Source organism: Kitasatospora sp. NPDC058218 (genome assembly GCF_042882445.1).
In the GTDB taxonomy this organism is placed as follows: domain Bacteria; phylum Actinomycetota; class Actinomycetes; order Streptomycetales; family Streptomycetaceae; genus Kitasatospora.
Window position 1 is genome coordinate 41,416 of sequence record NZ_JBHVWC010000060.1, and the last position, 21,320, is coordinate 62,735.

At 73.9% G+C, this 21,320-nt stretch carries 17 protein-coding genes; 10 read left to right on the top strand and 7 right to left on the bottom strand.

Annotation, left to right across the window (positions count from 1 at the left end; all coding sequences use genetic code 11):
- The first annotated feature begins 82 nt into the window (after positions 1–82).
- Positions 83–1,528, top strand: coding sequence for an NF041680 family putative transposase (locus ACFVYI_RS32020; RefSeq protein ID WP_387892074.1), 1,446 nt, complete (start codon positions 83–85; stop codon positions 1,526–1,528).
- A gap of 8 nt (positions 1,529–1,536) precedes the next feature.
- Here ACFVYI_RS32020 and ACFVYI_RS32025 read toward each other — a convergent pair whose 3' ends face one another.
- Entirely contained in the window at positions 1,537–2,286 is a 750-nt protein-coding gene (locus ACFVYI_RS32025) for a BTAD domain-containing putative transcriptional regulator (protein WP_387892076.1), read from the bottom strand.
- 365 nt (positions 2,287–2,651) lie between these two features.
- Here ACFVYI_RS32025 and ACFVYI_RS32030 point away from each other — a divergent pair, with 365 nt between their 5' ends.
- The 5 genes from ACFVYI_RS32030 (at position 2,652) to ACFVYI_RS32050 (ending at position 7,470) form a co-directional block, all read left to right on the top strand.
- Positions 2,652–5,090, top strand: a complete 2,439-nt coding sequence (locus ACFVYI_RS32030) for a S8 family serine peptidase (protein ID WP_387892078.1) — start codon at positions 2,652–2,654, stop codon at positions 5,088–5,090.
- A 68-nt stretch (positions 5,091–5,158) separates the two neighbouring features.
- A complete protein-coding gene (locus ACFVYI_RS32035) occupies positions 5,159–5,344 on the top strand; it encodes a hypothetical protein (protein ID WP_387892080.1) in 186 nt (61 codons plus the stop codon).
- Positions 5,345–5,392: 48 nt separating this feature from the next.
- Entirely contained in the window at positions 5,393–5,641 is a 249-nt protein-coding gene (locus ACFVYI_RS32040; protein ID WP_387892081.1) for a hypothetical protein, read from the top strand.
- 57 nt (positions 5,642–5,698) lie between these two features.
- Positions 5,699–5,944, top strand: coding sequence for a hypothetical protein (locus ACFVYI_RS32045; RefSeq protein WP_387892082.1), 246 nt, complete (start codon positions 5,699–5,701; stop codon positions 5,942–5,944).
- 596 nt (positions 5,945–6,540) lie between these two features.
- On the top strand, positions 6,541–7,470 hold the full coding sequence (locus tag ACFVYI_RS32050; protein ID WP_387892083.1) for a peptidoglycan-binding protein: 930 nt from the start codon (positions 6,541–6,543) through the stop codon (positions 7,468–7,470).
- A gap of 371 nt (positions 7,471–7,841) precedes the next feature.
- On the opposite strand, the gene ACFVYI_RS32055 is transcribed toward ACFVYI_RS32050, so the two are convergent.
- Positions 7,842–10,847, bottom strand: a complete 3,006-nt coding sequence (locus tag ACFVYI_RS32055; RefSeq protein WP_387892085.1) for a tetratricopeptide repeat protein — start codon at positions 10,845–10,847, stop codon at positions 7,842–7,844.
- 566 nt (positions 10,848–11,413) lie between these two features.
- Between ACFVYI_RS32055 and ACFVYI_RS32060 the strand changes: the two genes are divergently transcribed.
- A complete protein-coding gene (locus tag ACFVYI_RS32060) occupies positions 11,414–12,823 on the top strand; it encodes a lamin tail domain-containing protein (RefSeq protein WP_387892087.1) in 1,410 nt (469 codons plus the stop codon).
- A 48-nt stretch (positions 12,824–12,871) separates the two neighbouring features.
- On the opposite strand, the gene ACFVYI_RS32065 is transcribed toward ACFVYI_RS32060, so the two are convergent.
- The gene (locus ACFVYI_RS32065) at positions 12,872–14,098 is read right to left on the bottom strand and encodes an ROK family transcriptional regulator (RefSeq protein WP_387892088.1); all 1,227 of its coding nucleotides are present in this window, start codon (positions 14,096–14,098) and stop codon (positions 12,872–12,874) included.
- A 214-nt stretch (positions 14,099–14,312) separates the two neighbouring features.
- Positions 14,313–15,158, bottom strand: coding sequence for an SDR family NAD(P)-dependent oxidoreductase (locus ACFVYI_RS32070; protein ID WP_387892090.1), 846 nt, complete (start codon positions 15,156–15,158; stop codon positions 14,313–14,315).
- 89 nt (positions 15,159–15,247) lie between these two features.
- Between ACFVYI_RS32070 and ACFVYI_RS32075 the strand changes: the two genes are divergently transcribed.
- The gene (locus ACFVYI_RS32075; protein WP_387892092.1) at positions 15,248–15,739 is read left to right on the top strand and encodes a MarR family winged helix-turn-helix transcriptional regulator; all 492 of its coding nucleotides are present in this window, start codon (positions 15,248–15,250) and stop codon (positions 15,737–15,739) included.
- A gap of 129 nt (positions 15,740–15,868) precedes the next feature.
- On the top strand, positions 15,869–17,692 hold the full coding sequence (locus tag ACFVYI_RS32080) for a SpoIIE family protein phosphatase (protein ID WP_387892094.1): 1,824 nt from the start codon (positions 15,869–15,871) through the stop codon (positions 17,690–17,692).
- Positions 17,693–17,730: 38 nt separating this feature from the next.
- On the opposite strand, the gene ACFVYI_RS32085 is transcribed toward ACFVYI_RS32080, so the two are convergent.
- From ACFVYI_RS32085 to ACFVYI_RS32095, 3 genes are all read right to left on the bottom strand, one after another.
- Positions 17,731–18,924: a trans-sulfuration enzyme family protein gene (locus ACFVYI_RS32085; RefSeq protein ID WP_387892096.1), complete on the bottom strand. Its 1,194-nt coding sequence runs from the start codon at positions 18,922–18,924 to the stop codon at positions 17,731–17,733.
- Positions 18,925–19,013: 89 nt separating this feature from the next.
- A complete protein-coding gene (locus tag ACFVYI_RS32090) occupies positions 19,014–19,310 on the bottom strand; it encodes a hypothetical protein (RefSeq protein WP_387892098.1) in 297 nt (98 codons plus the stop codon).
- Positions 19,311–19,452: 142 nt separating this feature from the next.
- Positions 19,453–20,205 carry a hypothetical protein gene (locus ACFVYI_RS32095; RefSeq protein WP_387892099.1) on the bottom strand — a complete coding sequence of 251 codons (753 nt, stop codon included), beginning with the start codon at positions 20,203–20,205 and terminating at the stop codon, positions 19,453–19,455.
- 286 nt (positions 20,206–20,491) lie between these two features.
- On the opposite strand from ACFVYI_RS32095, the gene ACFVYI_RS32100 reads away from it, so the two are divergent.
- On the top strand, positions 20,492–21,319 hold the full coding sequence (locus ACFVYI_RS32100; RefSeq protein WP_387892101.1) for an alpha/beta fold hydrolase: 828 nt from the start codon (positions 20,492–20,494) through the stop codon (positions 21,317–21,319).
- Position 21,320 lies beyond the last annotated feature (1 nt).

A 21,320-nucleotide genomic window follows, 5' to 3' on the forward strand; every position in this document is an offset into this window, starting at 1 on the left:
GTTCTTCCCGGGACAGCGGAGACGGCCGTTCTCCACGCTTCGAGATGTCGAGTCACGAAGCACGAGAGAACGGCCGCTGCCCATGAGTCTTGCCGTCGACGCGCCCGCATGCCAGGCATTGGCTCTCTTGTCCCGCTTTCGGGTTGAGTTCTACGAATGCCTCTACGCCCGCTCGGACGCACTCTTCGAGCTCACCGACGCGGTGCTGTGCACGGACGGACCGGTTAAGACCCTCGTCGAGCTGTCGCTCACAGCCGAGCACCGGCGCGGGCACGGCGCCCTGTACGCCGCGCTGGACCGGGGCTGGTTGGAGCCGGCCCGGCTGCGTCGCATGCTGGCCGGCCTGCCGCTGCCGAAGGCGGCCGACGGCCGGATCGTGCTGGCCGTCGATGTGAGCAACTGGCTCCGCCCCGACGCCCCCACCAGCGACGACCGGCTCTTCTGCCACGTCTATGGCCGCGGCGACCGCAAAACGGACCAGCTCGTTCCCGGCTGGCCGTACTCCTTCGTCGCCGCCCTGGAAACAGGCCGCACCTCCCGGGTCGCACTGCTGGACGCCGTACGCCTCGGGCCGGCCGACGACGCAACCGCCGTCACTGACGCCCAACTACGCGATGTCGTCGAGCGGTTGACACAGGCCGGGCACTGGCAGCCGGGCGGCCCAGAAATCCTGATCATGATGGACTCCGGCTACGACGTCGCCTACCTCTCACACGCTCTCGCGGACCTTCCGGTCGTGCTGGTCGGACGCTTGCGCTCGGACCGCGTCATGCTCCGCGACGCGGGCCCCGCGCGCTCCACCCCGAAGGGCGGGCGCCCGCGCCGGCACGGCGGCGTCCTCGCCTTCGCGAAGCCCGAGAGCTGGCATCTGCCCGAGGTCACCACGGTCACGGACACCACCCGTTACGGAACCGCGGAGGCGGTCGCGTGGGACCGGATGCACCCCAGGCTCACCCATCGCGGTCCCTGGCTGGACCACGCCAAGGAAGAACTACCGGTCCTGCATGGGACGTTGGTGCGACTGAAGGTCGATCGCCTGCCGGGCGACCGGGACCCGAAACCGGTTTGGCCGTGGTGCTCGGCCACCGCCGCCACCGGCGCGGATGTGGACCGCTGGTGGCAGTCGTTCCTGCGCAGATTCGACCTGGAACACACCTTCAGGCTCATGAAGCAGACGCTCGGCTGGACCGCCCCGAAGATCCGCCACGCCGACAGCGCCGACCTGTGGACCTGGCTCATCATCGCCGTCCACACCCAGCTCCGTCTTGCCCGGCCGCTGGCCGAGGACCTTCGCCGGCCCTGGGAGCGGCCCGCCGAGCCCCGCCGCCTCACCCCCGCCCGGGTGCGGCGGGGGTTTCGCAACATCCGCCCGACCGCCGCTCGCCCAGCGGCAGCACCGAAACCGTCCAAGCCGGGCCCGGGACGGCCTCCCGGTTCACAGAACAAGCAGAGGGCCACACGTCACGACGTCGGAAAGACAGTCAAACGCGCCGAATCGATCAAGGAACACCAAGCCCGACGAGGATGAATTCCAAGCTAAGTGCACATGAGGTTCTGGACCAAGCGGGTCATCATGGGCGATGGGGCGACGTTGAGTTCACGTTGCAGGAATGCCCGGTAGTGCTGGTACGACTTGAGCGCGCTGGCGACGTTGCCCTCGGCCATGTGCACCTCGACAACGATCCGATGGGCGGTCTCGCGGATCGGATCGATTTCGATGGCGGCAAGCGCGGTCTGGATGGCGGACAGGTAGTGCTCCTCGCTCCGCAGCTGCTGGGCCAGACTCTCCAAGGCGTGCAGGCGCGTCTGGTCCCAGCGCTCGCGTTCCAGCAAGAGCCACTTCTCCTCCCAGCCGGGCAGGAGTTCCCCGCAGAAGTCGTTGACGAAGTCGTCAGAGCCGGCGGACAACACGCTGTGGCCGGATAGGACTTGCTGCGCCTTGGTCCACGCCCGGTGGAGGTCGACACGGGTCGAGGGCGTGAGCCGCAGCCGCTCGCCGACGTTCTCGATCGCGGTCACCGACCCCACCCGCCGGCCCTGGCAGAGTGCGGAACGCAGGTTCGCCGCTGCCCGGCAGCGCGTGCAGTCGGGCCACAGCTGTTCCGCAGCCGTGCTGCGGAGCACGCCGTCGCCGTGCAGGGCCAGGAACGCCAAGAGGTGCCGAGCGCCGACCGGGAGAGGAATCCTGGCTCCGGCGTAGCTGGCTTCGAAGCCTCCGAGTAGCTCGATGCCCGCACCATTCCACGACATACCTTCCACTGTGCAGTCCTCGATGGTGCCTCGCACCCGCTCAGTTCCACTGGCGGGCGCACCGGGGCGCCCGGGGTGCGTGTTCGTCCCGTGGGTGCGACCGGCGCACACCTGTCGGAGCAACGGCGGCGATGTGTCGCGCGGGCGTCGCGTCACCGTCTGCAGCCCGTCGCGGAAGCTGCTCGCGGGCGAGCCCCCTCCGGGCGGGCCATGGCGGGCGGAGCGGGCCGGACACACGACCCGCTCCGGTCGGGCCACGCCGGAGAGACGACGCCGCGACACCACGGCGACGCCTGCGCCGACACATCGCAGCACATCGGCCCGACAGGCGTACCGGAGGCTGGTGCCATTCGGTGCGGCGTCCCCGTACTGGTCGCGAGCATGGAGAACGGTGATTGAGCATGGAGGCCCGATCGGTCCTGCAGGCCTTACATCCGCCGCATGACTCGCTCCTGGGTGACGACTCGGTGTGTGTCGCGGTCCTGGACGGCCCGGTCGACCTCACCCACCCCTGCTTCGCCGGAGCCGACCTGACTCGGCTGGACACGCTCGTCGGGCAGCCGGCCGGGCCCGGACCGATGTCACAGCACGGCACCCACGTCGCGAGCCTGCTCTTCGGCCAGCCCGACAGCCCGGTGGCGGGGCTCGTACCTCGCTGCCGCGGGCTGCTACTGCCAGTGTTCCGGGACGGGGCACAGGGCCGGGTGCCGCAGCTGGATCTGGCCCGAGCCGTTGAACGGGCGGTCCAGGAGGGCGCCCACATCATCAACATCAGCGGTGGCGAACCCAGCCAGAACGTCCAGGTGGACGCCATGCTGGAGCGGGCCCTCCGGCTGTGCGAGGACAGTGGAGTCCTGGTCGTCGCGGCCGTCGGCAACGACGGGTGCGACTGCCTACAGGTGCCGGCGGCCGTCCCTTCGGTGCTCGCGGTCGGTGCGGCGGGTCCCGACGGCGAACCCCTGGCGATCAGCAACTGGGGTGCCGCCTACGCGGCCAACGGCGTGCTCGCCCCCGGCCGGGACATCGAGGGCGCCGTACCCGGCGGCGCTCGCCGTGCCCTCACCGGCAGCAGCTTTGCGACGCCCCTGGTGTCCGGCGTTGCCGCTCTCCTGGTGGCCGCACAGCTTCGCGCCGGGCACGACGCCGAACCTCGGGCCGCGGGCCGGGCGGTGCTGCGCGGCGCGGCGGCTCCCGACTGCTCACCCTCCGAAGCCCCCCAGTGTCGGCGCCGACTGGCCGGCCGACTGGACGCCGCCAGGGCGTACGAGCTCATCACCCGGAGGGACGATCCGACAACTGCCGTGGCCGACCAGGCATCGGCCGCGGGCCTACCGGTGCCGGCGCTGGTGCCGCTGCCGGCCGGTCCGTCCACGGCCTTGCCCGTACCCGCGCAGCCGACGACGCGCCGGGTACGGGCGCTCTCGCCCGAGCCCGGGGTCGACGCCGCCTCGTCGCTCAGGACCTGCCAACTCGAATCGCATGAGGGAGCCAGCATCATGGACACCGAGAGCGCGCCAGTCGTCACCGCACAAGAGGGAGTCGCCACCACGGGTGTGGAGCCCGGTGGTGTTGTCCACCGGCCGCCCGAGGATCAAACGACCGTCGCGGGGTCTTCCCTGGATCGGGGTGTCGCGCCCTCGGCGCCCTGCCAGTGCCAGGGCGGCGGCCAGCAGCCCGCCGAGTACGAAGCCGCCATGGCCTCGGTCCGGGAGCCATGGACGCCACCGGAGCCACCCACCGTCGCCGCACCTGCCCAGTCGGCGCCGACCGCCGGCGGTCAGGTGCGCGGTGTGCGTCCCTCGTGCGACTCGGCGGAAAGCGGCCGGCACCCCCTCGTCTATGCGATCGGGCAGATCGGAACCGACTTCCTGACCGAGGCGCGCCGGGACAGTTTCCGCCAGGAGATGGACCCCGTGCCCGGGGATCCCGTGGGCGGCAGAGAGACCGAGACGCCGGCGAACCCGTACGACCCGAAACAGCTGTACGACTACCTCGCTCGCAACCCGTGGGCATCCAACAAGCTGACCTGGACGCTCACCATGGACAGCACGCCGATCTACGCGCTGGAGGGCGAGAACGCCACCGGCATGGACTGGAGCACGCAGGTCTTCGACCCCGATTTGACCATGGACCAACTGGAGCAGCTCGTCGGGCGGCCCAACGAACTCGTGCAGGTGCTCCTCAAGCTCTCGACGCCACCGGTGTCGACCGTCTACCGAAGCTTCCGGGACGCGATCGTCGGCCAGGCTCGGCCGGAGAACGACCCCGGCTTCATCTCCCGGGTCTCGGTGCCCGGGAGATTGACCGGCCGCACGGTCCGGCTGTTCTCCGGCCAGGTCGTCCCGGTTGTCGAGGTGAAGAGCCGCGGCATCTACACCTGGAGCGAGAGCGACCTGGTCAACTCCGTGCTTCAGGCAGTCAAAAAGGACACCGACAAGCGCAACGCCCAAGCGTTCGACGAGGCGCAGCTGCGCAAGACCGTCCGCGCGCTGCTCGACAAGATCTACTACCAGTTCCGCAACCTCGGGCAGAGCTCCGCCGACCGGGCCCTCAATTACGCCGGGACCAACGCGTTCCTGTTCGCCAGCCAGATCAGTGAGGGCCTGCTCTCCGCCAAGCACGTCCCGGGGAAGGACGACCACCTTTACGCGCTGGACTACATCCGCGTCTCCAAGAGCCCGTACTGCCGCCTGGGCTCGGACTGCCAGGACGTCGCCGTCGGCTTCTTCGATCCGGAGGACGAGCGGCGCTCCCGGGTCACCTATCTGTTCACCATCGACGTGAGCGACGAACTGCCGGTCACCCTGGCGCCGGTCCACCAGTTCATCGGCGACATGTGAGGTGCTCGACGCACCCCGGCATCGCGTCAACCGAACCCGTTGAGCAAACCGTGAGGAGGAGACCCACCGTGAACGCTCGCCCCGGACTCCCGAAGCCCCAGCCCCCCATACAGGCCCACCCGGTTCCCCGCGACAACCGCGACGACCCGCCGGCCCAGCAGAGCGGCCCCGGCGTCGACGCGGCCAAGTCGGCCTGCGCCCACCTGCCCGGCCTGGCCCGCCAGATGTGCTACGCGGCACTGTACGGCGGGTAGTCCGACGTCCGTACCGTGCACGCTCAATCAGGAAGAAGGAGAACCGTGATGATCGACCAGGCCGTGCGGAACTCAGCCGCACTCGGACCGCCCGGCCCGCGGCTGCCACGGCTGGCGCCGCCCGTCGACCGAACGGGCCTCAGACCTGTCGGCGCGCTCGGCGACGGTCAGGGCGTGGACCCGAATAGGGGCGTCGCGGAAATGCTCGGCGCCGTCGTCGACGAGTGGATGCTCGGCCCCGCGAGCGAGGGCATCGGCGGCATCATCGAGGGCATCTTGTCGTGGTTCAGCAGCTGACGGTGCCGACGACGATCTACGCCCTTCACAGGAGGAGCAGGACGAAAGGAGACAGTGATGATCAACAAGATCGTTCGAGATTCGGCCGGGCTGGGGCCGCCCGTACCACGGCTGCCGCGACTGGTGGCGCCCGTCGATCGAAGCGCGACGGCAGTTGGTGCGCTCGCCAGCACGCAGGGGGTCGATGCCGACTCGATCTGGGACGACATCCTCCATGCGATCCCCATCCCGCAGATCCCCCCGATTCCCGTCCCGGGGCTCCCGCCAATCACCATCCCTCTGCCGTGGCCCTTCGGCGGCTGAGGCAGCATTCGCGTCGACGGCCGGGGGTCGGCTCCCCCGCCGTCGGCCGCACCCCGGTGACGAGCCCGCGCTGACAGCGCCCTGGCGCGGAGCCCACCGCCGTCGCACCGGACACAGGCGCGCACCCTGTGCGGCCGACCAGGAGAGGCGCAGTGATGCGACACATTCCGCGAATCCGGCAACCGATCGACCGCAGGGTGCCGTACCAGACCCATCTGGTGGTCACGAGCGACGAGCTTCCCGCCGAACCGGCGGCTCGCACCCGATGCTTGAGGAGCAGGCAGGATCCGGCCACCAGTGACGCGGGCCGACTCCTGTCAGGCGATCCGCAGCACCCACAGCCTGACCCGGCAGCCAAGAAGGGCAATCCCGTCGTGCGGATGGACGGTCCCGGTGGAACCTTCGGTCCTTCCCCTCAAGACCCTCCCCCGTGGCCGTGCGACGGTTCCCGCAGCCCGGCCTGCCGACCTCTGTGACCGCGCCCGCGTCGATGTGCGCCGGGGCGGCCGGGCTGAAGGTCAGCATGGCGTCATCCGCCCGAATCCAGCGCGAGCCGAACGTCTCCCGCCGGAAAGCACCCACATGAGGAGCCAAAGATGCATCAGAGCGTTCAGGATGCCTTCCTCCCGTTCAATGAACCGCTGGAAGGACGCGTCCGGTTCATGTATCTGGACGTCAAGAGCCTGGTGTCCACGGGCGTGGGAAACCTGCTCGACGCCGATGATCCGGACCACTTCGGCAGCAATCCCCATCCGCTGCCCGACATCTTCACCCTGAACTGGTTCGACAAGGACATGAACGCGCCTGCAGGTCAAGCCGAGATCGAACACGAATATCAGACGGTCAAGTTCAGCGGAACAGCTTCCGTCTCGCTCGCCCAGAAAGAGTCGGTCACCAGGTTACGGATCAGCGATCAGACGATCAACGGGCTGGTGACGGACAAGCTGACAAGCTTCGAGAGGACCCTGCAGGGCCGGCCCCCGTTCGCCGACCTGCGGGGCTGGCCAGCCGACGGCCAGCTCGGCCTTTTCAGCATGGCATGGGCCCTGGGCCCGCTCTTCCGGTTTCCGAGGTTCCAGGCCGCCGCCGCATCGCAGGACTGGCTGGCCATGGCTCGCGAATGCAAGATGACGGAGCTCGGAAATCCAGGAGTCATCCCGCGAAATGTCAGGAACGGGCTGCTGTTCACCCTCGCCGGGTGGAATGCCGCGCCACCCCCCGGCGACCTCACTCAACTGGTCTTCGACGCATCGCTGACGCTCGACGCCAACATGCGCTCCGGAAGCTTTCCGGTCCCGCTGAATCTCACGATCGGGGTGCAGGCCGCTCTGAAGGACCTTGGCTTCGACCCGGACGGCCTTGACGGTGTGTTCGGGAACGGTACTCGCGCGGCGTTGACATCCTTCCAAAGTGCCAACAGCCTGCGGCAGACACCTGCCGCCCAGAGCCTCGACGACGTCCCGCAGGAGACCCTCGACGCCATCGCGGCCCAACTCGACGACAAAGGGTTCTCCCACGTCCCGTAGACAGCCAGGGCCGGGGCTCCGAAAGGTCAGGATGCTTCGGCCGAGGAGGCACTTGAGCTCGGCACGCGTTCCTTCCGGCTGCTTCGCCTCCAGCCCGATGTCGAGGTTCTGGCAGAGGTCCTTGGCGCGGAGCCCGTCCACGGCGGATTTGAAGGCGGCCAGGATCCGCCGGTGGATGCCCGTCAGGCCAGGACCGGGCCGGCGACGAGTTCCACTTCGTCCTCTGCGGACGGCAGGAGGACAGCCTCGCACCTGATCCCCAGGCCCGTCACCGGTGGGAACGCGCAAGCGTCGGCCGGCGCCGGCCGCTGGACCACCGGGCGTCAACAGCGGTGGGGCTGCCGCCCCCTCCCGGGGCGACAACCCGCCCGCTACACGCCCAGGGCCACCGTGCCGAACCGCCCGGCCCGGCGGATCAGGACGACCAGGGCGAGGTACGCCACCAGGCTGGCCAGGCTCGGGACGGGCCCGGTGAGGCGGAGTTCGCCCCGCGTCAGCGAGAGCGCGTGCAACAGCAGCACCGGCACCGGCAGCAGCCTCCAGCCGGTCTGCAGCACCAGTTGGGCCGGCGTCGCGACGTCCGCGCCGGTGGCGCTGCGGAAGGACAGCCCGGCCACCAGGGCGAGCGCCGCACTCACCCCGGCGACGACGGTCGCCGCGGTGGCCCAGGGCCCGCCGGGCCCGTAGGCCGCCCAGGCGGCGACGGCCAGCAGGACGGCCACCTGGGCATAGGCGGTGGACGCGATCCGAAAGTGCGAGCCCTTCTCCTGCGCCGCCACACCGCCCGGGAGCTGCCGTCCGGCCTCGCGCCCGCCGGAGCGCAGCCCTCGGGCGGCGGCTCCCGGCGGGACGGCCCCCGGGGTCACCGTCGCCTCCACCACCGTGACCGTCGGCGCCGCCGGCAGCTCCGGCCTGGCCGGGTGGACGGCCACCCGGGGGATCGGCTCCCGGATCCGACGCACCGCCGCCCGGGAGCGCCGGAAGGCGGCACTGGCCTCCGCGGGCCGCTCCGCCACCGTGAGGGCGGAGCCGAGCAGGGCCAGCGCCCACACCTCGGCGGGCGCGTCGTCCTCCTTGGCGGCCAGGGCCACCGCCTCCTGCAACGGGTCGACCGCCTCCAGTGGCCGCCCGGCGTCGTGCAGCGACCTGCCCAGACCGCTCAGCGCGGCCGACAGAACGGCCGGCCGACCGGCCTCCCGCGCCCGGGCGACCGCTTCGGTGGCCCGGTCCACGGCCTCGCCGTGGCGCTTCAGCCTTCCGAGGGTGGAGGCCAGCGCGGTCAGCGCGCGGGCCCGGCCGGCCTGGTCCCCGACGCGGGCGCGGAAGCCGGCGACCGCACGCTGGACGGCGGCGGCCTGCTCGTACTGTCCGAGGTCCGCCAGCGCGTCGCCCGCCTCCTCCAACACGAGGTGGGCGGCGAGTTCGTCGCCCAGGTCGAGCAGGCCCTCGGCCGCCTCGGCCATGAACTTCAGGCCCAGGTCGCCGCTCGCCCGGCCGGCCAGACCGAGGGCGACGAGGTGGCGCCGCTGGTCCCCGGCCTCGCGGAAGGCGTGGAACGCGAGAGCGAACACCGCGCCGGCGGGCAGCGCACGGCCCATCAGGTCGAGGCCGACCAGGCCGAGCTGCACGTGGGCGACGCCGGTGCGCAGCTGGTCACCGGCGGCCTCGGCCACCCGGACGGCCCGGCTCAGGTCCTTCGCGGCGGCCTTCCCCCGCCCCCTCTCCGCGAGCGCGATCCCCGCGTGCAGGCTCCCCCGGTACTCGACCTCCGCGTCGCCGGTCATCCGGGCGGCGATCGCGGCCGCGCGCCGACCCTCCCGGGCCGCCTCCTCCGAGCGGCCGACCGCCCGCCAGGCCTCCGCCAGGGCGGCCAGCGCCGCCGCCGCGGCCTCCCAGTGCCGGATCCGCCGCGCTCCCTCCGCCGCCTGGCGCAGCAGCGCCAGGGCCTGCTCGTACTGCCCGTCCAGGCAGTGCAGCCGGCCGCGCCGCACCAGGGACGCCAACTCCGCGCCGGGGTCGCCGCGTTCGCCGGCCAGGGTCTGGGTGAGGGCGGCGGCGTCGGCGAGCTCGTCGCGGTGCAGCCCGTGCTCCAGGTAGGGGTCGAGCGCCTCCGCGAGGCCCACCGCCACGTCGGGCCCGCCGGTGGACGCAGCCCGGCGCAGCAGCCCCGCCGAGGTCGGGTGCTCCGCGTCGAGCCAGGCGAGCGCGGCGGCACGGTCGGCGAAGGCCCGCGGGTCGGTCCCGGGGCTGCGCCGCAGGGGGCTCAGGTGGAGGCAGGCCGCCCGGACCCGCTCGGTGTGGGCGCGGACCAGCCGCTCCACGGCCTCCCGTGCCTCGTCGACCGCGCCGTTGGGCGTCGCCGTGCGGGCCGGAACGGCCAGCGGCAGGTCGTCGTCGGCGTGCAGCGTGGGCCGCCACCGGTCGGGGGCTTCGCCGCGCGCGACCAGCCCGACCGCCAGCAGCTCGGCGAGGTCGGCCGCGACCGTCCCGGCGGAGGGTCCGGCGAGGTCCCGGGCGGTGTCGGTGGAGAAGTCCGGCCCGGGGAGGACGCGCGTCAGCCGAAGCAGCCGGGTCGGTCCGCCGCCCAGGGCGCCCAGAGCGAGCAGGTGGACGGCCGCCAGGGTCCGCACGGGGCCGTCGAGCCGGTCCAGGCCCGCCCGGAGCCGGTCGAGTTCGCGGGAGGTCTCGACCGCCGTGGCACCGGTCCGGGCCATGGTGGCCGCGGTCACGAGCAGCGCGGGCGGCAGTCCGCCGCAGGCCTTCGCGAGGCGCCGCAGTTCGAGTCCGTGCGCGGCGTCGGCCGGCACGCGGGCGCCGCGGGCGGCCAGCTCGGCCCGCAGCAGGTCGGTGGCGGCGGCGGTGGGCAGTGGCGCCAGCCCGTGGACCGTGCCCGGGACGTCCCGGGGGGTGCGTCGCGCCGTCACCAGTACTCCGGCCGTGCCGGGGGCGGGCAGGAGCGCGGTCAGGTCGTCGTCGGCGGCCGGGTCGTCCAGGAGCAGCAGCACGCGGCGCCCCTGGGCGGCGTAGGACGCCAGGGTGCGGTGCAGCAGCGCGGCCCGGTCGGCCGGCTCGGGCGGGATGTGTTCGGGCGGCAGTCCGGCGGCGCGCAGGGCGAGGCCGATGGCGCGTTCGGGTCGCCGGCGGCGGATGTGGTCGGAGCCGTGGAGCTCGACCGTGAGCAGGCCGCCCGGGAAGTGCCCGTCGACCTGGAGGGCGTGGCCGGTCCGGCGCGCCAGCGTGCTCTTGCCGACGCCCGGCGGGCCGGTGACGACCACGCACGGGCCCCCGTCGCCGGTGAGCGCGGTGCTCAGCGCGGCGAGTTCCGCGTCCCGGCCGGTGAGTTCGGCGGGCGGGGGGCCGGAGAGGGGTGCGAGCACCCGCGGGAGCCGAACCGCGTACGGCCTGCCCCCCGTCCACCCGTGGCAGAGCACGCCTTCGCGTTCCTGGTCGGCCCACGACCAGTCCACCGTTTCCATCCAGCCCCTCGAAAAGTCCGTGCCGCCGACGGGGCGACCCGATCGGGACCGTCACGGCCACGGCCCCGCCCGACTCGCTCCCCCGACCGCTCCCGCCCCTGTCCCTGCTCCGGCTCCGGCTCCGCCCCGGGCGGTGGCAGCCCCGGATCCGTTTGCACGGAACTCATGACGGTACCTCACATCTGTTGTGCTGTAAGGGCTTTGAACATTCACCGGACGCACCGCGAGCACTCGTCCGCCACGGTGGAGAACGCCGGCCCCGGATGCCCCGGGAGCCTCCGCGCCGGCGCACGGCCCCGGGCGTGCGGGCCGAGCGGTTCACCGGGCCGGCCACGGGAACACCAGGTGTACCGACGCCCCCCGGTTCGCCCGCTGTTCATGCGACGCTCGCCCGGCGGCGGGCGCCAGTTGGGCCGGTGCCGCGATGGTGGTGGCGGCCTGTCAGGACGACCCCGGGGACGGACATCGTGACCGAATCACGCGCACCGCGCTGGCGCCGAAGCCTCGCGTTCCTCCTCGTCGCCGTCGCCGGCCCGGTGGGGGCGCTGAGCGCCACGCCCGCCCGGGCCGCCGCGGCCGACGACATCCGGATCAACGAGGTGGTGACCACCGGGGACGTCGACGACTCGATCGAGCTCCACAACAGGGGCGCCGCCGCCGTGGACGTCTCGGGCTGGATCCTCAAGGACGACGACAACGGCTCGAAGTACACGATCGCCGCCGGGACCACACTGGCCCCCGGTGCGTTCCGGGCCTTCGACGTCCACGCCAAGTTCGGCCTGGGCTCCGCCGACAAGGCACGGCTGTACCTGCCGAACGGGAGCACGCTGGTCGACAGCTTCGGCTGGAGCGAGCACTCGGCCCCTTCGTGGTCGCGCTGCCCGGACGGCACCGGCTCGTTCGGCAAGGCCGCGCTCACCCTCGGTGCCGCGAACGCCTGCGGCACCGGTGGCGCCGTGACTCCGGTGGCCTGGCCCGGCGGCGGATCCGTGGCGACCGCCGACGCCTCCGGCGTCTTCGGGTCGGACCTCAGCGGCCTCTACCAGGGGGGCGGCGTGCTGTGGGGCGCGCAGAACTCCGGCAAGCTGTGGCGGCTCGTGCCGAACGGGTCCGGCGGGTGGAAGCCGGACACCGCGAACGGCTGGACCTCCGGCAAGGCGCTGCGCTTCCCCGGCGGCTCCGGCACTCCTGACAGCGAGGGCGTCACGCTCACCGACGCCGGCGCCTCGGGCGGCGTGTTCGTTTCGAGCGAGCGCAACGCCGACTCCTCCGGCACCAGCAGGCTCTCCGTACTGCGGTACGACGTGGCCGGCACGGGCACCACGCTGACCGCCGCCAAGGAGTGGAACCTGACCTCCGCCCTCCCGTCGGTGGGCTCCAACCTCGGGTTGGAGGGCATCACCTGGATCCCCGACGGCTACCTGACCGGCGCCGGGTTCACGGACGCGTCGACCGGCGCGGCCTACAACCCGGCCGGGTACGGCGCGCACGCGGGCGGGGTGTTCTTCGTCGCCGTCGAGGGCGGCACGGTGTACGGCTTCGTCCTCCAGGACAGCGGGGCGTTCACCCGGGTGGCCACCGTCGCCAGCGGCATGGCCGGTGTCATGGAGCTGCAGTGGGAGCCGCAGGCCTCGCGGCTCTGGGTCGTGTGCGACAACACCTGCGGCGGCCAGCACCGGACGATGCAGGTCGGAGCGAACGGCGCCTTCACCACCACCGCGGTGTTCAACCGCCCGAGCGGCATGGCCGATCTGAACAACGAGGGCTTCGCCCTGGCCGGCGCCGCGGAGTGCGCTGCCGGTTCGAAGCCCGTCTACTGGGCCGACGACGGCAACACCGGCGGCCACGCGCTGCGCAGGGGCACCGTCAGCTGCTGAGGCGCCGCCGTGGTCCCGGTCGCCGCGGCCGGGACCACGGCCGGCCCGTCAGAGTGACGCGCCGTGGTCCGCCAGGGCCGAGCGACGCTCGAAGACCTCGGGGCGGGCGGTGTCCAGGGCGGTGGCGACGGCGCCGAGCAGCACCGCCTCCTCCCCCAGCCCGCTCGGGGCGAGCTTCGGGCGCAGCGGGGTGAGGCGGTGCAGCTCGCGCTCCAGCGGCTCCAGCAGGAGGTCCGCGCTGCCGCCGACGCCACCGCCGAGCACCACCAGGTCCGGATCGAGGACGGCCGCCAGCACCGCGACCGCGTAGGCGAGCTGCTCGGCCTCGTGCTCGACCGCGCGGGCGGCCAGCGGGTCGCCGGTCCGGGCCGCGTCGAAGACCTGCTTGGCCGTCAGCGGGCCGCGCATCCCCAGGCCCAGTGCGGTGCGGACCACCGCGTCGGCCCCGGCCGCCTGTTCGATCGTCCCGGCCGGCCCGCCGTCGGCGCCGGGGGCCAGCGGCACCAGGCCGACCTCGCCCGCCGCCCCGTGCGCGCCGGAGAGCAGTTCGCCGTCCTTGAGGACGCCGACGCCCAGGCCGGTGCCGATCAGCAGGTAGGCGAACATCCGGCTGCCCCGGCCGGCGCCGAGGGTGAACTCGCCGAGGGCGGCGAGGTTGGCGTCGTTGGAGACGGTGATCGCGGTCTCCAGACCGGCCGCGATCCGGTCGAACAGACCGCGTCTGCCCCAGCCGGGCAGGCTGGTCGCGTACCGGACGCCGCGCCGCTGCTCGTCCCAGACGCCCGGGGTGCCGATCACGGCGTGGACGATGTCGGTGGCCGCCAAGCCGGCCTCGGCGGCGGTCTCCCGCGCGGCCGCCACCACGGCGTCGGCCACCGCGTTCGCCGAGCGGCCCTTGTTGGGCACGTCCCGGCGGGCGATGATCCGCCCGGCGAGGTCGGCCACCGCGACCCGCAGCCGGGCCCGGCCGATGTCCACGCCGAGCACGTGGCCGGCCGTCGGGTCGGGCTCGTACAGCACCGCCGTCCGGCCGCGCTCGGGCACGAACCGGCCCGCCTCGCGGGCCAGCCCGGCCTGCTCCAGCGCGGCCAGGGCCGCGGAGACGGTGGGCTTGGACAAGCCGGTGTCCCGGGCGAGCTGGGCGCGCGAGGACGGGCCGCCGGTGCGCAGCAGTTCGAGCAGCAGCCACTCGTTGTTGCTCCGCAGCCGCTGCCGGTTCCACGGCTGCGCCGGCGTCCCGCCCGGCGGAACGGTGGTCGGCAGGTGGCGGCTCATCGGTTCCTCCGGTCTGGGCGGTGCGCGGCGCCGTCGTCGGCGCCCCCGGCCTGTGCTGAGGCCTCGCCCAGTATGACCGGTCGTCAATCCGCCCTTCGGCCGCAACCCCCTCGGGGCGAGCACCGGGAATCCGCCCGCTGACCTGGCATGTCCTCGACCGCGGAGCCGGCGGCGACGTCTCCCGCACGCGGGCTGCCGCCCCGCACGGTGACGGTCAGCCGACCCAGCCGCCGGTGAGCCGCTGCACCGTGGAGCCGTCCAGGTCGGCGAGCTTGGCACCGACGAACGCGCGGGCCCGCTCGGAGGTCTGCACCCGGAACGGCGGGTGCTCGGCGGTCAGCGCCGCCACCACCGACTCGGCGGCCTGCTCGGGGGTCTGCGCCTGGTCGAAGGCGGCCCGGGTGCGGTCGACGTAGGCGCCCAGCGCGGGGGCGTAGGGGCCGGCGGCGGTCAGCAGGGCGGGGATGTCCAGCCCCTGGCTGGCGACGAACTCGCTCGCCACGGCGCCCGGTTCGACCACGCTGACCTTGACTCCCACGGTCGCGGCGACCGGCGCCAGCGACTCCATGAAGCCCTCGACCGCGAACTTGGCCGCGCAGTAGGCCTCGTTGAAGGGCTGCCCGACCACGCCGCCGACACTGGTGACGGTGACCACCCGGCCACCGACGGCCCGCAGGTGCGGCAGCGCGGCCCGGGTGACGTCGACGACGCCGAAGAAGTTGACCTCCATCGCGGCCCGGACGGGCTCCAGGCCGTCCTGCTCCACGGTGCCGACGTAGCCGGCGCCGGCGTTGTTGACGACGGCGTCGAGGCGGCCGTGCCGGGCGACCACCCCGGCCACGCAGGCCTCGACCGACCCGGGGTCGGTGACGTCGAGGCGGGCGACCTCGATCCGGTCGGCGACGCCCGCCGCCCCGGCGGCGGCGAGCAGCGCGCCGGAGCGGGCGGTGTCGCGCATGGTGGCGACGACGTGGTGCCCGGTGCGGGCGACGGCCACGGCGGCGGCGAGGCCGATGCCGGAGGACGTGCCGGTGATCAGGGTGATGCGGGTGGTGGTCATGGGGGCGCTCCCGGCGGGCTCGGCTTTATGTGCGTGCACACACACCATAGAACCGTGTGCACGCACACGCAAACAGGTAGAGTGACGGCATGGCGCGCACCGAACTCACCCTGGGCGAGCTCACCGCCCGCGACCACGCCTTCTACGGCCTCGTCTGGGCCGGCACCACCCTGAGCGCCAAGGTCGACCAGGCCCTCGGCAAGGCCCACGACCTACCGCTCTCCTGGTTCGAGGTGATGCTCTGGCTGCACGGGCAGGACGAACCGGTGGCCGCCTCCGACCTGGGCGCCAAGACCCTGCTCAGCCGCAGCCAGGTGTCCCGGGTGGCCGACTCGCTCCAGGCCCGCGGCCTGGTCGAGCGCGCCCCCTCCCCCGTCGACGCCCGCTCAGTGCGGCTCGCCCTCACCAACGAGGGCAGGCGGGTCTTCGCCGCCGCCGACGCCACCCGGCGCGCCGTCCTGGCCGAGGCCTTCGACGACCGGCTGGACGACGCGGACATCGCGGCCCTGGAGGCCGTCTGGGCCAAGCTCAAGCGGCCGGCCGCGCCGGCCCCCGCCTCCGCACCCACCCCCGGAACGTGAGCAGCCCGGCGACCCGTCGCGACGGGCCCCGCCGCACGGACCCGGGCACCGATGACCACACCACCACCGGCCGGTCAAGCTTCGGCCGGCCCTCGGGCGTGCCGCAGCCCGGCGCGTGATCATGTGAGTATGCGGTTCCGGCACGGCGAAGCAGGAGAGGGCGCCACCCCCGCGGACCCGGACGCGCGGTCACGCGCGACAGCGGCGGCGGCCCTGACCGCGAGCACCGGAGCCGTCACGGACAGCGACGGGACGGACCTGCTGCGTGAGATCCTCGCGGTGGCGCCCGTCGGCGTGGCCCTGCTGGACGACCGGCTGCGCTGGCAGTACCTCAACCCCGCGTTCACCACCGTGACCGGCCTGCGCCGGGCCGACCTGCTGGGCGGGTCGGTCGACGGCACCGCGTTCGCCGGCGCGGCCGACACGCTGCGGCGGGTCCTGGCCGACGGCCGGGCCCGCGAACAGGCCACCGGCGGCCCCGACGGCGCGGGTGCGCCCGTGCCGTCCGGCCTGCGGGTGCGCTACCGCCCGCTGGAACGCGCCGGGCGGATCACCGGTGTGGTGGTGGTCGTGCTCGACGACCCCGACCCGGAGCGCGAACTGCGGCGCGAACTGGGCCAGGCCCGCGCCCGGCTGGCACTGCTCGACGCGGCCGCCGACCGGATCGGCAGCACGCTCGACGTCGACACCACCTGTGCCGAGCTGGCCGCGTTCGCCGTCCCCCGGCTCGCGGAGCTGGCGACCGTCGACGTCCTGCCGCCCGAGGCCACCGCCCGCACCGGCGGCACACCGGGCACCCGGCTCCACCGCGCCGCCGTCGACTGCGTCGCGGGCCTGCGCGAGGCCGTGGCCGAGCTGCCCCGGCCCGGCGAGTCGGTCCGCCACCGGGACGGCTCGGCCGCCGCCCGCGCCCTGGCCGGCGGCGTCGCGGTGCTCGTCGACCGCCTCCCGACCGATGAGACGGCAGGCGAGACGGCCGACGGCACGGCCGGCGAGAGGGCCGACGACACGGCCGGCACCGCGCCGGACCCGGCGACCGCGGCCGCCTACCGGGCCGCCGGGGTGCGCTCCCTGCTGGTCGTACCGCTGACCGCCCGGGGGCACCTGGTCGGGCTGCTCACGCTGGCCCGGACGGCCGCCTCGCCGGGCTTCACCCCGGACGAGGCCGTGCTGATCGGCGACCTGGCCGGCCGCGCCGCCGCCGACATCGACAACGCCCGCCGCTACACCCGCTCGCAGGGCATCGCCCTCGAACTCCAGCGGGCCCTGCTGAGCGAACCGGGCAGCCCGCACCAGAACCTCGAACTCGCCTCCCGCTACCTGCCGTCCGGCACCAGCTCGGTGGTCGGCGGCGACTGGTACGAGACGGTGCGGCTGCCGTTCGGGCGGACCCTGCTGGTGATGGGCGACGTGATGGGCCACGGCGTCGAGGCGGCGGTCGACATGAGCACCTACCGCTCGACGCTGCGCGACGTCGCGGGCATGGACCTGCCGCCGCACCGGATCCTGCGTCAGCTCGACACCGTCATCGCGGCCAACGAATCGGCCCGCCCGGCGACCTGCCTGCTCGCGCTGGCCGACCCGGGCCGGGGCCGCTGGACGCTCTCCAGCGCCGGCCACCTGCCACCCGCACTGATCGCTCCCGACCGGCCGAACGAGCTGCTGCGGATCCCGACCGGCCCGCCGCTCGGCACCGGGCTCGGCGGCTACGAGCAGGCCACCCGTGAGCTGCTGCCCGGCCAGACCCTGCTGCTGTACACCGACGGCCTGGTGGAGCGCCGGGGCGAGGACATCGACGTCTCGCTCGACCGGCTGGCAGGGCTGCGGCTGCCGGCCGCCGGCGAGCTGGACGACCTGATCGACGCCGTGCTGCACGCGCTCGGGCCGTCCACCGCCGGCCCGGCCGAGGACGACATCGCCGTGCTGGCCGCCCGGCCCCGGGCCCGGCCGTGACCCGCTGACGCCGCGCTGACGCCCCGCTCCCGGCGCACTCAGAGCTTGCCGAGCGCCTGGTCGAGGTCGGCCCAGAGGTCCTCGGGGTGCTCGATGCCCACGGCGACGCGGACGGTGCCGGGGCCGATGCCGGCCGCGGCCAGCTCCGCGTCGTCGAGCTGGCGGTGCGAGGTGCTGGCGGGGTGCAGGACGAGGGTGTGCACGCCGCCGAGCGAGGGGGCGAGCGAGGCCAGCCGCACCGACTCGGTGAAGGTCCGGGCCGCCTCGCGCCCGCCGGCCAGGTCGAAGGCGAGCACGCCGCCGTGCCCCTGCGGCAGCAGGCGGCGGGCGAGTTCGTGGTCCGGGTGGGCGGGCAGCCCCGGGTAGTGGACGGCGGTGACGGCCGGGTGGGCGGCCAGCCGGCCGGCCAGTTCCAGCGCGGTCTCGCAGTGCCGGCGCACCCTCAGCGCCAGGGTCTGCAGGCCGCGCAGCGTCAGCCAGGCGCTGTGCGGGTCGGCCGAGGCGCCCAGTTCGACGGCGTAGTGCCAGACGGTCCGGTGGAGTTCGGCGTCGGCGAAGACGGCGAGGCCGGCCAGCACGTCGGAGTGGCCGCCGAGGTACTTGGTGGCCGAGTGGACCACGATGTCGGCGCCGTGCTCGATCGGCCGGCAGAGCAGCGGAGTGGCGAAGGTGTTGTCCACCACGCTGAGCACCCCGGCCTCCTTGGCGACCCCGATCAGCCCGGGCAGGTCGGTGACCCGGGTGGTCGGGTTGGAGATCGTCTCCAGGTGCAGCAGCCGGGTGTTGGGGCGCAGCGCGGCCCGCACCTCGGCCGGGTCGTCGCCCCGGACGTGGGTGACCTCCACGCCCCAGCGCCGGGCCAGGTCGGCGAGCACCGCGAAGGTGCCGCCGTACAGGCTCCGCTGGGCGATCACGTGGTCGCCGGAGCTCAGCAGCGCGAGCAGCACGGAGTTGATCGCCCCCATGCCGGAGGCGGTGGCGATCGCGCCCGCGCCGCCCTCCAGTCCGGCGACCGCCTTCTCCAAGGAGCGGACCGTCGGGTTGCCGAAGCGGTTGTAGAAGAACGCCTGGTCCGGCCCGCCGAACGCGGTCGTCATGGCGTCGTTGTCCTCGAAGGCGAACAGGTGGCTCTGATGCAGCGGCACCCCCAGCGGGCGGCTGCCGGTCACCTCCTCGACGGGCGGGTGGACGATCCGGCTCTCGGGGCGCAGCGCGCTGTCGAAGTCGCTCATGCCGCCCATCCTCGGCCGGTGCGGCGGGCCGCGCCCAGGGCCAATTCCGACCAAGTGGCCCCCGAACCCGCTGACCCCCGGCGGGACCGTCAGAGACCGCCGGCCGGCAGCAGGACCACCCGCGCCGGGTCGAACGGCTCCCAGCGGGCCGGGCGCCCGCTCCGCGCCACCCGCAGCCGGCACCAGCGCAGCCCGCCCGCGTCGTGCCACCACCCGCTGATCCGCCCGAGCGCCCAGCTGCCGTCGCCGAAGTGCACCTCGACCGGCTGGTAGACCCACTCCACCTCGGCGTCCACCGGGCCGCCGCCCGGCCCGGGTTCGCGTCGTCCGACGTCGCCCGGCCCGGGTTCGACCCGCCCGCCGCACTCGCCTTCGAGTACGGGCATGCCCCGACCCTCCACCACGGTTGCGCCTCCCGTTCCGGTGTGGTCGACGGCTCCCCGACGGAACGGCCGTGCGACCGGGCGTACAGCCCACCCGACCGACTCTACAGCCGTGTAGAGGGTCTTGACCGGAAACCCGGGCGGGTCAGGCCGCCGGCAGCCTCCTCGCCAGGTCCTCGGCCTCGCGCAGTTGCTCGACGCCCAGCCGCCGCAGGTCCCGGAGCAGCAGGGCCGCGTCCGCCACCGCGTCGTCCGGCCGGGGCAGCTGCGACGGCAGCGGCATCCCGAGGAGCGCCGCGAGGTCACCCGCCGGCAGGCCCAGCACGGTCGCGAAGTCGGCGACCAGCTCCGGGGTCGGCTCCTGCGCACCGGAGGCGATCCGACCGTAGGCGTCGGACATCCAGTAGCGGCCGGTGAGTTGGTGGAAGATCTTCGCTGTTCCGGTCCACCCGAGGTTGCGCGACGCGACCATCCGCATCAACAGGTTCCCGGCGGACGACGGATCCGGGGCCGGGGCCGAGGCCGGCAGCCCCTCGATCCGCCCCACCTGTCGGGCGTGCGGCAAGGACGCGACGAAGGCGCGCAGTTCGGCCCGCCGGTCGGCCGGCAGCGCCCTGCCGAACCGCACCACGCTCACGATCGAGGTGGTGACCATCCCGCCGACCGGAGCCAGGTCCGCCGGCAGCGGGACCGCCGCGATCTCGAACAGGTCGGCGGTGTCCAGGCCGAGAGCGGGCGCGAGTCGGCGCAGCAGCGCCGGATCCGGCACGCCGCCGGCCGGCACCGCGGCCGGTTCCGCCCCGGCGGCGTCCGCCCGGCGTGCCAGTTCGGCGGGCTCCAGGCCCCGGTGGTCCAGCAGTCGGGCCAGCAGCGTGGCGAAGCCGGGAAGCTCAGTCATTCCGCCAGCATAGGGCGGCCCGGGCGGCCCGACGGACCGCCGTCCAGCGGGGGCGGTGGCGCTGCGCCACCGTCCGCGGAACGGCCGCCGTTCACCCGTTCGACCGACGATGGCGGCCGACACGCTGACGGACAGTCACCGCCACGGTGCGCAGTGCCCGTTCCGGGCCTAGCGTCGGCCGAGGGCCGCAGTCGTGCGGCACCGGGCCGATCGGGCGGCTCGGCTCCGGCCACCGCCCAGGCCGCCGTTCCGCGTCCCGTTCCGCATCCCGTGCGAAGGAGCTCCCATGCCCACGATCACCACCCGCGACGGCACCCGGATCTTCTACAAGGACTGGGGCAGCGGCCGCCCCGTCGTCTTCAGCCACGGCTGGCCACTGAACGCCGACGCGTGGGACGAGCAGCTGCGGCTGGTCGCCGGGCACGGCTTCCGCGCGATCGCCCACGACCGGCGCGGCCACGGTCGCTCCGACCAGCCCTGGCAGGGCAACGACATGGACACCTACGCCGACGACCTCGCCGAGCTGGTCGAGCAGCTCGACCTGCGTGACGCCGTCCTGGTCGGCCACTCGACCGGTGGCGGCGAGGTGGCCCGCTACCTCGGCCGGCACGGGACGGCGCGGGCGGCCAGGGCCGTCCTGCTCGGCGCCGTCCCGCCGGTGATGCTGCAGAGCCCCGGCAATCCGGAGGGCACACCCCTGGCGGCCTTCGACGCCATCCGGGCCGGGGTCGACGGCAACCGCTCGCAGTTCTACTGGGAGCTCAGCGAGGCCTTCTACGGGTTCAACCGCCCCGGCGCCGACCTCTCCGGCGCCGAGGGCATCCGCCGGGCGTTCTGGCTCTGGAGCATGCAGGTCGGCGCGCGCGGTGCCTTCGAATGCGTCCGGCAGTTCTCCGAGACCGACTTCACCGAGGACCTGCGGCGCATCGACGTCCCCACGCTGATCGCGCACGGGAACGACGACCAGATCGTCCCGATCGCGGCCGCCGCGCTGAAGACGGTGAAACTCGTCCCCGACCACGTCCTCAAGGTCTACCCGGGTGCTCCGCACGGCCTGCACGGGGCGTACCGGGCCGCCTTCGAGGCCGACCTCCTGGACTTCCTCCAGGCCTGAG